This window comes from Cytobacillus oceanisediminis 2691, from assembly GCF_007678455.1.
GTDB classification, from domain to species: Bacteria; Bacillota; Bacilli; order Bacillales; family Cytobacillaceae; genus Mesobacillus; species Mesobacillus oceanisediminis_A.
In genome coordinates this window covers 1-14,237 of sequence record NZ_VEEP01000007.1, presented here as the reverse complement: position 1 = coordinate 14,237, position 14,237 = coordinate 1, and the positions used below count along the sequence as shown (strand labels likewise).

Annotated in this window: 15 protein-coding genes; 10 read left to right on the top strand and 5 right to left on the bottom strand. The window is 45.4% G+C overall.

Annotated features, from left to right (window positions below; all coding sequences use genetic code 11):
* Nucleotides 1-22: 22 nt before the first annotated feature.
* Nucleotides 23-1,198 carry an FtsW/RodA/SpoVE family cell cycle protein gene (locus FS736_RS14310; RefSeq protein WP_144478445.1) on the bottom strand — a complete coding sequence of 392 codons (1,176 nt, stop codon included), beginning with the start codon at nucleotides 1,196-1,198 and terminating at the stop codon, nucleotides 23-25.
* Nucleotides 1,199-1,592: 394 nt separating this feature from the next.
* Between FS736_RS14310 and FS736_RS14305 the strand changes: the two genes are divergently transcribed.
* From FS736_RS14305 to FS736_RS14280, 6 genes are all read left to right on the top strand, one after another.
* Complete coding sequence (locus FS736_RS14305) at nucleotides 1,593-2,375, top strand: undecaprenyl-diphosphate phosphatase (RefSeq protein ID WP_144478442.1); 783 nt, start codon at nucleotides 1,593-1,595, stop codon at nucleotides 2,373-2,375.
* A gap of 209 nt (nucleotides 2,376-2,584) precedes the next feature.
* A complete protein-coding gene (locus FS736_RS14300) occupies nucleotides 2,585-2,863 on the top strand; it encodes a hypothetical protein (protein WP_144478440.1) in 279 nt (92 codons plus the stop codon).
* Nucleotides 2,864-3,141: 278 nt separating this feature from the next.
* Nucleotides 3,142-4,062 carry a helix-turn-helix transcriptional regulator gene (locus FS736_RS14295; RefSeq protein WP_260983610.1) on the top strand — a complete coding sequence of 307 codons (921 nt, stop codon included), beginning with the start codon at nucleotides 3,142-3,144 and terminating at the stop codon, nucleotides 4,060-4,062.
* 3 nt (nucleotides 4,063-4,065) lie between these two features.
* A complete protein-coding gene (locus FS736_RS14290) occupies nucleotides 4,066-4,935 on the top strand; it encodes an ABC transporter substrate-binding protein (RefSeq protein ID WP_144478438.1) in 870 nt (289 codons plus the stop codon).
* Nucleotides 4,936-5,110: 175 nt separating this feature from the next.
* Nucleotides 5,111-5,809 (top strand): ABC transporter permease, encoded by a 699-nt coding sequence (locus tag FS736_RS14285; RefSeq protein ID WP_144478436.1) that lies wholly within the window; start codon nucleotides 5,111-5,113, stop codon nucleotides 5,807-5,809.
* Nucleotides 5,806-6,537 (top strand): ABC transporter ATP-binding protein, encoded by a 732-nt coding sequence (locus tag FS736_RS14280; protein WP_144478434.1) that lies wholly within the window; start codon nucleotides 5,806-5,808, stop codon nucleotides 6,535-6,537. Before FS736_RS14285 ends, FS736_RS14280 begins: the two co-directional genes overlap by 4 nt.
* A gap of 100 nt (nucleotides 6,538-6,637) precedes the next feature.
* Here the strand turns inward: FS736_RS14280 and FS736_RS14275 are convergent, their stop codons facing one another.
* Nucleotides 6,638-7,195, bottom strand: coding sequence for a PH domain-containing protein (locus tag FS736_RS14275; RefSeq protein WP_144478432.1), 558 nt, complete (start codon nucleotides 7,193-7,195; stop codon nucleotides 6,638-6,640).
* A gap of 145 nt (nucleotides 7,196-7,340) precedes the next feature.
* Between FS736_RS14275 and FS736_RS14270 the strand changes: the two genes are divergently transcribed.
* From FS736_RS14270 to FS736_RS24360, 3 genes are all read left to right on the top strand, one after another.
* Nucleotides 7,341-8,687: a sensor histidine kinase gene (locus FS736_RS14270; protein ID WP_144478430.1), complete on the top strand. Its 1,347-nt coding sequence runs from the start codon at nucleotides 7,341-7,343 to the stop codon at nucleotides 8,685-8,687.
* Between the two features lie 50 nt (nucleotides 8,688-8,737).
* On the top strand, nucleotides 8,738-9,040 hold the full coding sequence (locus FS736_RS14265; RefSeq protein ID WP_144478428.1) for a hypothetical protein: 303 nt from the start codon (nucleotides 8,738-8,740) through the stop codon (nucleotides 9,038-9,040).
* Between the two features lie 115 nt (nucleotides 9,041-9,155).
* On the top strand, nucleotides 9,156-9,311 hold the full coding sequence (locus tag FS736_RS24360) for a hypothetical protein (protein ID WP_186326801.1): 156 nt from the start codon (nucleotides 9,156-9,158) through the stop codon (nucleotides 9,309-9,311).
* 34 nt (nucleotides 9,312-9,345) lie between these two features.
* On the opposite strand, the gene FS736_RS14260 is transcribed toward FS736_RS24360, so the two are convergent.
* From FS736_RS14260 to FS736_RS14250, 3 genes are all read right to left on the bottom strand, one after another.
* Nucleotides 9,346-9,537: a hypothetical protein gene (locus tag FS736_RS14260; protein ID WP_144478426.1), complete on the bottom strand. Its 192-nt coding sequence runs from the start codon at nucleotides 9,535-9,537 to the stop codon at nucleotides 9,346-9,348.
* A 161-nt stretch (nucleotides 9,538-9,698) separates the two neighbouring features.
* Complete coding sequence (nagE, locus tag FS736_RS14255; protein ID WP_144478424.1) at nucleotides 9,699-11,075, bottom strand: N-acetylglucosamine-specific PTS transporter subunit IIBC; 1,377 nt, start codon at nucleotides 11,073-11,075, stop codon at nucleotides 9,699-9,701.
* Nucleotides 11,076-11,545: 470 nt separating this feature from the next.
* The gene (locus FS736_RS14250; RefSeq protein ID WP_144478422.1) at nucleotides 11,546-12,751 is read right to left on the bottom strand and encodes an MASE3 domain-containing protein; all 1,206 of its coding nucleotides are present in this window, start codon (nucleotides 12,749-12,751) and stop codon (nucleotides 11,546-11,548) included.
* 185 nt (nucleotides 12,752-12,936) lie between these two features.
* Here FS736_RS14250 and FS736_RS14245 point away from each other — a divergent pair, with 185 nt between their 5' ends.
* Entirely contained in the window at nucleotides 12,937-13,959 is a 1,023-nt protein-coding gene (locus FS736_RS14245; RefSeq protein WP_144478420.1) for a YeiH family protein, read from the top strand.
* Nucleotides 13,960-14,237: the final 278 nt, after the last annotated feature.

Sequence of the window (14,237 nt, the reverse complement as noted above, 5' to 3'; positions counted from 1 at the left end):
AGGAATCGATTCCTGCTCGTTTTTATGTGGATGTTGAAAACATATATTTTTTGTAATGGTACCGTATCGAGAAGATCAGGCTGACGGCAAGCATATTCCCCATCAGGGAGCTGCCTCCGTAGCTGATGAATGGCAGCGGAATTCCGGTGATTGGCAGAAGGCCGATCGTCATGCCGATGTTCTGGAAAACGTGGAAGGTGATCATGCTGATAACACCTACACAAATATAGGTATAAAAATCGTTTTTTGTTTCCATTCCGATTTTCGTGATCTGATAAATCAGCAAGAAAAACAAGCTGACAAGAACACTTGCACCAACAAATCCAAATTCCTCACCGATTATGCTGAAAATGAAATCGGTATGGCTCTCCGGAAGGTAAACTTCCCTTGTTCCATAGCCTTTACCTACTGTTTCACCGGAGCCAATTGCCAGCAGCGATCTCGTCAGCTGGAAGCCGGTCGAACTCTGATAATTATATGGATCCAGCCAGGAATAGATCCGGCCGAATTGATACTCTTTTACGCCAAGGTATTTCTCAAGAATTTCTGGTTTCCAGATGACAAAATAAAAGATAATCGAGATTAATGTTAGACCTGTGCCAAAAATCGGTACTAGCAGCTTCCATGTGATGCCGGAGATGAAAATCATCCCGAGCATGATCGCAATATACACAAGCGAAGTCCCAAGGTCAGGCTGCTGCATGACAAGCATGAGCGGCGCCATTGTCACCAAGCCGATTTTAATCAAAAGCCATAAGTCTGTTTGGATCGTTTTTAAGCGGTATTTCTGATGATGATCGACTATCACTCTCGCCAGAGCCAGGATGATGAACACTTTGACTAGTTCAGACGGCTGCAGCGTCCCCATTGCCGGCACCTTGTACCAGCTTTTTGCTCCATTGATGACCGGAGCGATACCTGAGGGAGCAACAATCAACCCTGCCAGCAGCACCAGCCCAAAGCCGTAAGCATACCAGCTCAGTTTTTGCAGCTGGTCGGAATCCAGTGTGATGACCGCGGTAATGATGCCGGCACCGATGACGTACCAGATAATCTGTTTGATCAGGAAGTTTTCAGAGCCATACTGCCCCGTTGTCTGGGCGCTGTAAATGGCAATGCAGCTTGCAAGAAATAAAAGGATCAGTATCGTAACCAGCCCATAGTCGAGCCGGGAATTATTTTTTTGATTCGATGTCATGTTTATTCCCCTTTTTAAATGAAGGACGTTTTCTGCAAAAATATCAGAAGAACTGTTCAATACTTCATTATATTTTTTTCGACAATAAATCACAACTTCTGACTCTGAAATGGTTATTATTACATATCCATATTCACTGTATTCAGGCATATTGACACAGGCGGTGGCTTGTGGCAATTTGGTGGCGTCCGCAACATGAGAACATGGCACTCTATGATGTCATCAAATTGAAGCACAGTCCAACGGTAAAATTCATATGAGGCTCACATTCCGGTGGTGTCACCAAAAGGAAGCTGGCCTTCCATTGGAGTCATCAAAAAATAGCTTGCATACCACCGGGACATGTTTCATAGCTTTGTAATGGACAAAGTCTTTGAAAAAGTGGGGATACTTCATGCTATCTAAAATTGAAGCTTTTATTCTTGGGCTGATTCAGGGACTGACCGAGTTCTTGCCGATCAGCTCGACCGGGCACCTTTATCTCGGCAGGAACCTGTTTGGGCTCGAGGAAGCTGGCCTTCTGCTCGACACGATGCTACATGTTGGTACGCTTCTGGCCGTATTTGTGTTTTATAGGTATGAATTCATCAAGATGTTGAAAAATCCATTCGGGAAGCTGACCTTCCTGCTTGTTGTCGGTACGCTTCCCGCTGTCGTTGTCGGTTTGCTGTTTGAGGATTATTTTGATGAAATCTCCAAAACAGGCGTGACAATCGGCTGGGAATTCCTGATCACTGGAACATTGATGTGGTTCGCGGATTCGATTAAAAATGGGCGTAAAAAGATGGATGACATCAGTTATACAGATGCCCTTGTAATCGGGAGCTTCCAGGCTGCTGCGATCTTCCCGGCTATTTCCCGTTCAGGGCTGACCATCGTCGCTGCGCTTTGGAGGAAGCTTGACCGCGAGACAGCAGCTTACTTCTCTTTTCTGCTTTCGACGCCAGCCATTCTCGGGGCAATCGTCCTTCAGGGAAAGGACCTCTTCAGCGGCGGGAGCGAGACGATTTCACTTCAGGCTTTGCTGATTGGCATCATTTCGGCTGCGATTTTCGGTTATATCGCCGTAAAATGGATGATTGGCTATTTAAAAAAGCGCTCATTAAAACCTTTTGCGATTTATGTATGGGTAATCGGGCTGATCGTGCTGTATTTTCAGTTCACCGGGCAGTTCTGAAATTTTTTATAGCGAGTTTTTCATTTTTATAGCGAGTTTTTACTTTTTATAGCGACTTTTATTTTTTTATAGCGACTTTTTACTTTATATAGCGAATTGGAAATTCCACGCGTTTTTTTCCAGTAATCAACTACGAAAAAATGCACACCATTCACAAGATGGTGTGCATTTTTTGATGTCAGGCCTGTGCAAATAGATGTGCGCCATTTATGTCAGGCATGCACATGAGGTGTGCACATTTATCAGCAGCCGCCGTCGCCGCCCATGAGGACGAGGCCTTCACGGTATTCGTCATATTCGAGGGCCATGCCTTCTGTATAGTCGACGATATTGGATTCAATCGCAACTTGGATTTCATTGATTACTGTTACATGATCATCTTCTTCCGGCTCTTCCAGAGCCAGACCAATCTGCGGGCCTCCTCAGCCAAAGCCGCCAAAGTAGACGCGGATACCTTCCGCATTGCGCTCTGCGAGGATTTCTTTTAAAATGTCGCGCGCTTTATCTGAAATCTGCATTCTCCCGTATTCCTTTCTGCATCAAATATTTCTAGAGTTTAGTTTACCATGTATTGAATCAGAAATACACGATACTGCCTGGAGTATTTTGTGAAGGTTTTATTTGGTAATCTAATTCCTAAATTGTGAACAAAATATGATAAACCACAAACAAAACTTAACGAAAATAAACAAAACCAAACAAAAACTCTACCTAACTATTAAATATTTTATTATATTTAGATTAGGAAGAAAAGGAGGGAAGCCTTTTGCAAATTTACACTCCCGATGAAATCGCCTCCATGCTGAAGATTTCAAAGCATACCGTCTATGAAATGATCAAGCGCGGAGACCTTGCCGCTTTCAAAGTGGGCAATAAGATGCGCATCGAAGAAAGCGAGTTTGAAAGATACAAAACCAGCATGTCCGCAACTCCTGCCAGAGTTCAGGAAGCAAAGGGAAATTCCCAGCATTCTGTGCAGCTCGCTGGCAGCCATGATTTCCTGGTCGAACAGCTGGTAAAGTACATAGCCTCTGAAGGAACGGGACTCAGCATCACTCCCTCCTACATCGGCAGTCTCGAAGGTCTGATGATGCTGTATCGCGGCAGCGCCGATATTGCGGCCGTCCATTTGCTCGACCCGACATCGCAGCAATACAATCTTCCCTTCATCCGGCAGCTGTTTGTCCACGAGCCTATTACCGTTATGAGGCTTGCTTCAAGGGAGCAGGGTATGATTGTCGCGAAGGGCAATCCAAAGGATATTACCGGGGTCAAAGATTTGGCAAGGACTGACGTCACTATTGTCAATCGCCAAAAAGGAGCCGGCACCCGTTTCCTGCTCGATTCCTTCCTTGCCAATGAAAAACTTGAGCCGACAAATGTGAAGGGTTATGAAAATGAAGAGTGGACACACCTGGGGGCTGCAGCTCATATCAGCAGGGGTACAGCAGATGCAGCATTTGGAATCAGGTGCGCAGCAAGCCAGCTAGGTCTCGATTTCATCCCGCTCACGAGGGAACAGTTTGACTTAGTGTTCCGCTGGACTCCTGGAAACAAAGAAGCCCTCCAGCACTTGATCGACCTGATCCAGCTCACCAATTTCAAAGATAGCATTGCAGACCTTGATGGCTATGATGCTGAAGAATTCGGAAACATCATTTATGGAAACCACTCAACGGAGGAATAAGGAATGAAATTCAAACATTTAATTTCACTATTGCTTGTACTTATGTTCGCTTTTGTTACAGGCTGTTCTGACTCCTCGACAAAGGAAGCTGAAAATCAGCAAGAGACAAAAACGGAAAAAACAGAAAAAACGGATTTGATCCTAGCGACAACTACCAGTACTCAGGATAGCGGCCTTCTTGATGTTCTGAAGCCTGATTTTGAAGAAAAAAACAATTATAATCTGAAAATCATTGCCGTTGGTACCGGACAGGCTCTTGAAATGGGAACACGCGGTGAAGCGGACGTCCTTCTTGTGCACGCACCTGCAGCGGAGGAAGAAATCGTAAAAAGCGGCGATGCCATCAACCGACAGAAGGTCATGTACAATGACTTCATCATTGTTGGACCAGCTGAAGACCCAGCAAAAGTAAAAGGCTTAACAGTACCTGAAACATTGAAAAAAATCATTGATACAAAAGCTTCATTCGTGTCTCGTGGTGATGATTCCGGCACTCATAAAAAAGAGATCGAACTTTGGAAGAAATCTTCTCTTGATCCGAAAAGCCTTGGTGATGCATATATCGAAGCTGGACAAGGGATGGGTGCAACACTGCAGATCGCTTCCGAAAAACAAGCTTATACTTTGACAGACCGTGCTACATTCCTGGCTCAGAAAAAGAACATGCCTGACACCGGAATTTTGGTTGAAGGTGACGAAAGCCTGCTGAATATTTATCACGTTATGCAAGTTAACGAGGAAAAACATGATAAAGTAAATGCAGAAGGTGCGAAAGCATTTGTCGACTATATGACCTCAGAAGAGACAAAGAAGATTATCAAGGAATTTGGCACCGATGAGTACGGCGAGCCATTATTCTTCCTTTTTGAATAAGAAAATTGGAACAGTCTTGATTATCCCGACAAGAAATGAAGCCGTTCTTTGGCTTCATTGGCAGGTACGAAGCATCTCCAGGGCTAAGGCGCTGGAGATGGACAATTCTTGAAGTGTAATACTTCAATTCTCAGAAATTTTGCAAGTACAAATTCAAAAGAAAGTCTGATTGCGTATGGAACTTTTATTAGAAGGATTGAAAAAAGCGATAGAAATGATCCTGTCAGGAGACCGGGAAATCCTCGAGATTACCCTGCTGACGCTGAGGGTATCGATTACAGCTGTGCTGATCAGCACAATGATCGGTATTCCAGCGGGAATGTTCCTTGGGCTTGCCCGATTTCCGGGAAGGAAGCTGCTCCTTGCCATCATCAATATCGGCATGGGCCTCCCTCCTGTCGTCGCTGGTCTATGGATCACTCTTTTCCTGTGGCGCTCTGGTCCGCTTGGCGATCTGGCCTGGCTGTACACGCCAACCGCAATCATCATGGCACAGATTCTCGTTTCACTGCCGATTGTCACAGCGCTGACAAGCACGGCATTCCAGCAAATCAATCCTAAACTGATCCTTCAGGTCAAAGCGCTTGGAGCGACGAAGTTCCAGCTATATTGGATTTTGATGAAAGAAGTAAAGCTTGCGATTCTTGCCGCCATCATAGCCGGATTTGGACGAGTCATTGCCGAGGTCGGCGCCGCAATGATGGTCGGCGGCAATCTCAGCGGCGAGACCCGGATCCTCACGACTTCGATTGTCATGGAAGTATCGAAAGGCAATTTCGATATCGCTCTTGCACTTTCATTCATCCTGATGACATTGGCGTTCATTATCACATTTAGCCTGACTTACTTACAGCAAAGGAAGCGGAGCCTATGACCCCACTGATTACTGTAAAAAATTTAGAAGTGAGAGCCGGGAAGAAAAACCTGCTGTCCATCCCCCACTTTGAGATACAAGACGGAGAAATCCTAGGGATCATGGGTCCGAATGGTGCTGGAAAAAGCACTTTTATAAAAGCTTTGTCCCTGCTGGAGAAACCAGCTCAGGGCTCGATTTTTTTCAAAGGTCAGGATATCTCTGACGATCTCTCTCTTAAGATGCGAAGAAAATTCGCTGTCGCGATGCAACAGCCGCTGCTTCTTGATACAACCGTTTTTCAAAATGTTGCGATTGGCTTGAAGCTAAGGAATCTTCCCCGCCAGGAAGTAAAGCAAAAGGTTGCCTACTGGCTGGAAAAATTCCAGATTAGCCATCTTGCCAAAAAACACGCAGCATACCTGTCCGGCGGCGAGGCCCAGCGTGTCAACCTTGCCCGGGCAATGGTGCTTGAGCCGGAAGTCCTGTTCCTCGATGAACCCTTCTCTGCACTTGACTTCCCCACGAAGGTGCAGTTATTGAAGGATATTAAGTCGATTATCGGGCAGACGAAAACGACAACAGTTTTTGTCAGCCACGATCTTATGGAACTGAAATACCTTGCTGGAACGCTTGCGATCCTGATGGATGGTGAGCTGAAACAGACTGGTCCCACAGAGGAAGTGTTGTCATCCCCCAACGCATCTGCTTCCACTTTTATAAATGATTGGAAAAGCCTTCTCAATTAGTTGCTTAACAGCATGGCTGCAAGATGCCATGCTGTTTTTTCAAATAGAGGAAGGATATAAATTCAAGGAAAGCGGAGAGCCCTGCTCCTCCGCTTTTTTGCTACTGCATATTCGTTTCCTTTTCCTGGTCAACAAGCTCATTCTCGTCCGCTTCAATGAAGAATGGGACTTTCATTTCAAGCAGGAAATCGATGAGCCCCTGCTTGTCTTTAATATTGCTCAGGCCTATATTGAAAGCCGGAAATCCTGTTTTGACATTCAGCCTGGCGAGACGCTGACCTCCCTTTGGCATTGCATTCAGGTAGTATTCCTCATCCTTAAGGATAATGCCCAGTGTCGCATTATTATGTACCTCATATGGCAGAATCCCCTCAATGTCTTCCCAGGGAATGAAGCCAGGTCCTGCCTTCCCTCTTAATGTGAGACCGCGGTCACTGATTGTTACATTGGCCTCTTTTTGGAAAAAAGTTTTTCCGAGAAAGACCAGACTCCATCCAAGAATCAGGATGATTGCCCCAAACAATACAAGTCCTCCCCCATTTCCCTCTGGTTCTGACATCATGCTGAGGAATCCCCAACTAAATCCGATGGTCACGAGACTGATAAAAAAGAACAGGACCGCTATCCTCAGCTTGGAAAAATAAAAATCTTTCTCCATGTTTTCGCTCCCCCTTTTTTGTACACTTGGATAAATTACCCATTATTGAAATGCATAAACCAGTTTATTCCATTTATCAAACACTTATTATCACTCTTCTTTTTTAGTATGATGAATATAAAGATATCCTTTGGAGTGAGCAAATATGGATCGCATTTCACTTAAAATAGGCATTGTATTTTTCATAACAATATTGATGGTTGAGGGCTTCCTGTTTTACTTTCTTCACTCATCAATCATCCATTCACGAATTGATGAAGAACTGGATTCCCTGCTGACACGCGGGAATAACCATCGAGATATTCTGGAAACTTCCTATACTGCGGAAACGATTCACCACATTACAACGATGGAATCCAGGACGGAAACTCATGTTGTCATCACCGGCCAGAATGGTGAAGTGGTTGCTTCCTCCATTCCGGTTGACCAATACATACAAAATATTATTACCGCAGCACCGGACGTTCCGCGAACCGGCTTGATCCTTGAGGATGACTGGCAGGACAAGAAGTACATTGCTTCGGTCAGCCCTTTAGAGGCAAATGGAAACGTCTATATGTTCAAGAACACGCAGCGTGTCCAGGGGCTGATCGCCAGGCTTAACAGGCATTTCTGGCTTGCGGGAATCCTGCTGCTTTCTTCAATGGTAGTCATCACACTTTTCCTTTCCAGATTCATTACAAAGCCAGTGATCAAAATGAATGAGGCAACCTTGAAGATCCGCCAGGGCGACTATTCTGTCGCTTTGCCCCGCCTTGGGAACGATGAGCTGGGAGAACTGGGGGAATCGATCAAAGTGCTGGCGGATGACCTCAACCATATCAAGCAGCAGCGCAGTGAGTTTCTCGCAAGCATTTCGCATGAACTAAGGACACCGCTGACTTATATAAAAGGTTATGCAGACATTGCTGGAAGGGAATCAACGAGTCCAGAGGACAAAAGCAAATACCTGCAAATTATCAATGAAGAAGCAGCCAGGCTGTCCGATCTCGTCAAGAGTTTATTCGATCTAGCCAAAATGGATGAGAATACTTTTCCCATCCAAAAAGAGCCTTTGGAGCTTTGCGGATTTTTGCATAGCATCCAGATGAAAATGCTTCCCTCCTTCCAGGAGATAAATATCATGCTTAACTTAATCTGTGACGAGGAAAGCTATATCGAGGCCGATCCAGTCCGTTTTGAGCAGATCGTCATCAACCTGCTGGATAATGCCCGGAAGTATTCTGCTGCAGGCACAACAACTACAATTCATGCATTTAAAAAGAGCGGCCGCACACATCTTACGATTGAAGATGAAGGGAAAGGCATCCCTAAAGAGGACCAGGCATGGGTTTTCGACCGTTTTTACCGCGTCGACAAGTCGCGGTCATCATCCCTTGGCGGCTCTGGCCTTGGGCTAGCCATCGTAAAGGAGCTTGTGGAGGCGCATGGCGGCAAAATCAGACTTAAAAGCGAGCCCGGCAAAGGGACAATTTTCGAAATTATTCTTTGACTGGTTTTAAAATCATCAAATATGGAATACATAATAGAGGGGTGATGTCATTGAAACGAGTTCATTCGTTGGCGGAAATTGTTGAAGCTGTAAAAGAAGATCAAAATCCAAAGAAAATTTTGCTCAGCCAGCATGAGACCTCCCGCTCTGCAGTCACACTTGGCGACGAGGACACGGAGTCCGGTACAAGGCTGCGGGTAAAGGCCGTGCTGGAAGATTCCTTGTACTTTTCCGAGGAATTCACCGATGACACGCTTTATGAGGAAGCAAATGAGCTGATTCAGGAATTGAAGGAAACCGCTCAAGTAACGAATGTGAGCGAAAAAGAAATCGAACAAGCGATCAAAGAGTAAGCAGAAGGGGCAGCTGTCAGACAGCTGCTTCTTTTTTTCATACTAAGAAAACAGTACATATTGCTCCCTGCTTTCCGGGAAAACTAAACTGAACTTACTACTAGGGGGGCTTAAAATGACCAAAAAGAACAATAAAGGCAGCAAAAACCAGAATTCACCGAGGCTCGGCAACCAGATGGCTGAGTTTTCCGGCGAGTTGGCCAGCGGGGATAACAGCAAAGGCAACAAACGCAACAAAGACCAGAACGATAAAACGGACCGACATCAATAAAACCAAGGCAAAAGCCGGCACTCGTCTGCCGGCTTTAGTCCATTTCCGTTAGTATGGCTGATTGGTTATTAAGGTTTGCGGGGTCAACTCCGTCGCTTTTGTTTTCGTCATAAAAAGCATCCTGAAGCTTCTGATTCGCCTCCGTCGTCTTTAAATGTTCTTCCATCTCACGTTGATTCCCAGGCTTTGCGTTTGGATCAATGTCCACAAGTTTATCCTTATCCATGTTGAATCCCTCCTTAAGTTAGTATCAGCGGCCGTGTTTGTTTTTACCCGGATAAATGCTGAAACGAACTTACAAAATTAGGGAATACATATGGAATAGGCGCTTCCGGTGGACGGCAATAAAAGAGAAGACACAGTAAACTGCGGTGGACTGCCGCCTCCTTATTTTCGTTTCATTTCATTTGCCAGGTACTCGACATCTGTACCAACAATAACCTGCAAGTCTGTTTTGTTGAGTTTCAATACCCCTTTTGCGCCAAGCCGTTTCAGGTCTGCTTCATTCACTTGTGACATATCATCGACTTTTAAACGGAGGCGTGTGACGCAATTATCGAGTTCCCTAAGATTGTTTTTGCCTCCCAATGCAGCAAGATAATGATCTGCAAGCTCAGCATAATTGCCTTGTGAAGCACCGCTATCTGTAAACTCTCCCTCGACTTCGTCCTCACGTCCTGGTGTCTTCAGGTCAAGCTTGATGATCAAAAAGTAGAAAAGCACGAAATATAGCACACCGTATACGAGACCGACACCCAGCAGCAATAGTGGCTTTTGAGCAATTCCATAGTTCAGGACATAATCAATCGCACCTGCTGAGAATCCAAAACCATGGTGGATATCCAGCATATAGGTGATCGACATGGCGAGGCCGGTCATGACAGCGTGGATACCATATAATAAAGGAGACAGGAACATGAACAAGAATTCGATCGGTTCTGTGATCCCTGTCAGGAATGAAGTAAATGCAACGCCGGCCAGGGCGCCTGTTACAGCTTTCTTCCGCTCTTTTTTCGCCGCCGCAATCATCGCGAACGCAGCAGCTGGAAGACCGAACATCATCACTGGGAAGAAGCCGTTCATGAAGATTCCTGCCTTAGGGTCACCTGCGAAGAAACGGTTCAGGTCACCTTTTACTATTTCCCCTGCAGCATTCGTGAATTCACCAAATTCAAACCATACAAGTGCGTTCAGAACATGGTGAAGACCCAATGGGATCAATAAGCGGTTAAGGAAACCGAATACCCCGACACCTAGTGCGCCGGCTCCAACGATCCACTCACCGATATTGTTGATGCCAGCCTGGATCGGCGGCCATACATAACCAAAGATTCCTGCTAAAATAATCATCACCAGAGAAGTAATGATGGGGACGAAGCGTCTGCCCCCGAAAAAACCAAGATAGTCTGGCAGCTTGATATCGTGATATCGGTTATAAAGCAATCCTGCGATCACGCCGGATAAAATACCTCCAAGCACCGCCATATTGATATCTTCATTAATCGCACCTGCACCTTTAGTCAAAACGAAATAGCCAATTGCACCAGCAAGACCCGCAGCGCCATTCCCGTCCTTCGCAATACCAACAGCCACACCAATTGCGAATAGCAGCGCAAGATTCGCAAAAATCGCGTCACCTGCTGCAGATATAAAAGGAATATTGAATAAGTCCGGCTGCCCAAGACGCAGCAATAAAGCCGCTGCAGGCAAAACAGCGATTGGAAGCATCAAAGCCTTCCCGATTCTTTGTAAAAATCCCAGCACTGTCAACACCTCTTCCTTAAAAATTGTAAGTGTTTACATTTTTCCAGAAATATTGTTGATATTTGTAAACACATAACCAAATTAACATTTCCTCCCGCTAAAAACATCCTGTAAAAAGACTATTTACATCCTCTTGACTACTGAAAAAGTATGCTCCCCTCTTGAGTTGGTCACCCTGTACATCGGACAGGGCTGATACTAATAGCTTATTCGCTGAGTTCCCTAAAATTCCATTAAGGACTGGTTAACAAGAACAAAAAGCGCAAGCGCCTTGCTCAGCCCCGACAAGCGCTGGAGGGCCTGACAGTGAAGTCGTTCTTTGACTTCATTGGCAGGACCGAAGCGTCTCGAGGGGCTAGGCGCTGGAGCTGGATTAAGACTCCCATATGTAGTTATCCACACAAAAATACTTTTATAATTTCCTAAACAACAAAGAAAAAAACCTGCACGGGTGCAGGTTTTCTTTAATCTCACAAGGCACTTGCCTTTGTACTCCTTGAACAGCGGTCCAACCGTGAATGCTTCACGATTCCCATCACTGCCCCGGCAATCTCGACAACTTCCCCGTTGTTCAAAACAGGCATAAGCGAAATGGCATAGGTGTTCCCGCCTATTTCGATATCAAAGACGATTTTCTCATTATTTTTCCAGACACATTCATAATACTTCTCAACTCTTCCCGCTTTTTCGGGCAAAAACTCCTTCAGCGTCTTGCCGTTGATTTCATTCGGGGTGAAGCCGAGATCCTCCAGCAATCCACCGCCGACAATCTTATGGATGAAGTCATTTCCCTGCTTCGTCAGCCTGAAGATGATTCCGTAGTGACTCTGGATCATTTCTTCAGGCTGAGACCAAACTTTTTCCCGGGGACCTGTAAAAAAGCTGTCATCGGCAATGGTCGAGAAGTAGAAGCCTCTCATGATGAAAAAGTAGCCTGCTGCCTTGTATAAATGGCCGGTGAAATTATCGATGTCGTAGACGCTCTGATAGATGGTAAAAACAAGCTCCGACAGGAATAAAAACGTAAATGCGAGAGCCACATACAGATGCTGGCCATCCTTGCCTTCATGATAAAAATAAAGCGAAATCACGATGGAAATAAAGTGCAGGAAACCGACACCATATTCGATGACATTTTTTAAAAGCGTCGTTCCTTCTCCTTCAATGACGAGAAGAGGCAGACTTTGTTCATACCTGAAAATCATATACATAATGGTACCGAGAACAATGGTACATAAAGCAAGGCAGATTCGCCTTGAATCCACCTTCAGCTGGCGTTCCGGCAGAATGAGAACAAGGACTATCAACAACGACTCGGCCACCCTGGCGGCAACCCAGAACCATGTCGCCTTTGCGATCGAGCTTTCGGTTATAAAAAACGGCATGCCTTTGAACGTCACCGTGTGTAATAAATCGAGTACACCGACAATGAAGAACAAAAACGAAAGCATCAGGATCTTTCTTGACTTAGTGAAACCGAACAATTTCCAGCCATATGAAAAAATCGAAAAGGAAACTGCAATACTGAAAAATTCCAAAATAGTATGGATGGCAATATAGTTTTCAGGATTCAAGTAGGGTGAAAGATCGGAGTGATAAAGATGAATCAGCATAAAGAACATCACCGCAGCAATGGTATAGATTAGGAATCTTCCCTCCGACATGCTTCTCTCCATTTTTTCTCACCTGCTTTTGGAGGTCGTATAGTTACTTTCATTATAATCACCATCCAGGTGCAAAACTTAGCCCACATATATCCGTTTTGTGAATATTGACAATTCGGGATTGAATACATACATGGGTTTTGCTATTTTTCTTTTATTCGATAAAGTGGTAGATAGATTGATTCAGAGGAAGTGTAATGATGAAAATGAATGAACTTTTGCCTCGTTTTAGCGTGCCGGTGTTCAAAGGGATTGCTTTAACGTTGGTACTGGCACTGGCTGCGCGCCTGATCGCAGGACTGCCCTTCTTCGCGATCATGGGCCAGCTTGTCATCGCCATCATGCTCGGAATGATGTGGCGTGCTGCCGTTGGAGTGGATAACGGTTTGTTGGAGGGTGCCTCTTATTCCAGCAAAAAGCTCCTTCGGCTCGGTATTATTTTGCTGGGTTTCAGGCTGAATCTTTATGATATATACAATGCAGGGGCGACTGTCTTTTTCATCGCATTTGCGAATCTGACGTTTGCCTTGCTGGTGGTTTATGGTCTGAGCAGGCTTTTCAAGGTTGAAAAGCGACTCGGCATCCTGACTGCCTGTGGCACGGCGATATGCGGAGCTGCAGCAGTCGTCGCCATCGCACCAGTCATCAAGGCGAATGAAAAAGAAACAGCCGTCGGTGCAGCAAATGTTGCGGTGCTCGGAACTATATTTACTATCCTTTATACGTTGATTTTTTCTTATCTTGGGTTGAATGCACTGGACTATGGCGTTTTCGCCGGAGGCACCTTGCATGAGATCGCCCACGTCGTCGCAGCTGCCGATCCGGCTGGACAGGCAGCGCTTGACCTCGCCATCATCGTAAAATTGACGAGAGTAGCACTGCTTGTCCCTGTCGCCATTTTAATCGGCATCCTGATTAAACGGAAGGAAACCGGAGCAACGGGAGAGAAAATGACGTTCGCCTCCCTTCCGATTCCCTGGTTCATCCTTGGTTTCCTCGCCGTCAGTGCCTTCAATACGACAGGACTGGTCAGCGAAGGCGCCGCTTCGGCAATCGTCAGCTTCGCCTATCTGCTGATCGGGATGGCAATGGCCGGATTAGGATTGAATGTTGATTTCAAATCATTCCGCCAAATGGGCGGAAAGGCATTGACAGCCGGACTTGCCGGGTCTGTGCTGCTTTCGGGGTTTGGTTATTTGCTTGTCAGACTGTTTTATTAAGGCGTGGTTCCTACTTTTTGGAAATTGTAGAGATTATGGGGTAAATCGTAGAGATTATTAAACTTTTCGTAGAGATTATGGGGTAAATTGTAGAGATTACCCCTTTTACCGTAGAGATTAATGTGCAAATCGTAGAGATTGTCTCATTTTTTTGCTTATCTTATCCCCTAATAATGAAAAGAAAGCGGCATAATGGCCGCTTCAGACTGTAGACAAACTCGATGGAAATCGAGCTTGCCTACAGTTTTTTTGGTTTGTGCTGGAATGGGGCTGTTGAT

Coding starts and splice junctions, on each gene's coding strand:
- FS736_RS14310 (WP_144478445.1), bottom strand. CDS start 1,198: ATGACATCGAATCAAAAAAATAATTCCCGGCTCGACTATGGGCTGGTT.
- FS736_RS14305 (WP_144478442.1), top strand. CDS start 1,593: ATGCTATCTAAAATTGAAGCTTTTATTCTTGGGCTGATTCAGGGACTG.
- FS736_RS14300 (WP_144478440.1), top strand. CDS start 2,585: ATGTCAGGCATGCACATGAGGTGTGCACATTTATCAGCAGCCGCCGTC.
- FS736_RS14290 (WP_144478438.1), top strand. CDS start 4,066: ATGAAATTCAAACATTTAATTTCACTATTGCTTGTACTTATGTTCGCT.
- FS736_RS14285 (WP_144478436.1), top strand. CDS start 5,111: ATGGAACTTTTATTAGAAGGATTGAAAAAAGCGATAGAAATGATCCTG.
- FS736_RS14280 (WP_144478434.1), top strand. CDS start 5,806: ATGACCCCACTGATTACTGTAAAAAATTTAGAAGTGAGAGCCGGGAAG.
- FS736_RS14275 (WP_144478432.1), bottom strand. CDS start 7,195: ATGGAGAAAGATTTTTATTTTTCCAAGCTGAGGATAGCGGTCCTGTTC.
- FS736_RS14270 (WP_144478430.1), top strand. CDS start 7,341: ATGGATCGCATTTCACTTAAAATAGGCATTGTATTTTTCATAACAATA.
- FS736_RS24360 (WP_186326801.1), top strand. CDS start 9,156: ATGACCAAAAAGAACAATAAAGGCAGCAAAAACCAGAATTCACCGAGG.
- FS736_RS14260 (WP_144478426.1), bottom strand. CDS start 9,537: ATGGATAAGGATAAACTTGTGGACATTGATCCAAACGCAAAGCCTGGG.
- FS736_RS14250 (WP_144478422.1), bottom strand. CDS start 12,751: ATGGAGAGAAGCATGTCGGAGGGAAGATTCCTAATCTATACCATTGCT.
- FS736_RS14245 (WP_144478420.1), top strand. CDS start 12,937: ATGATGAAAATGAATGAACTTTTGCCTCGTTTTAGCGTGCCGGTGTTC.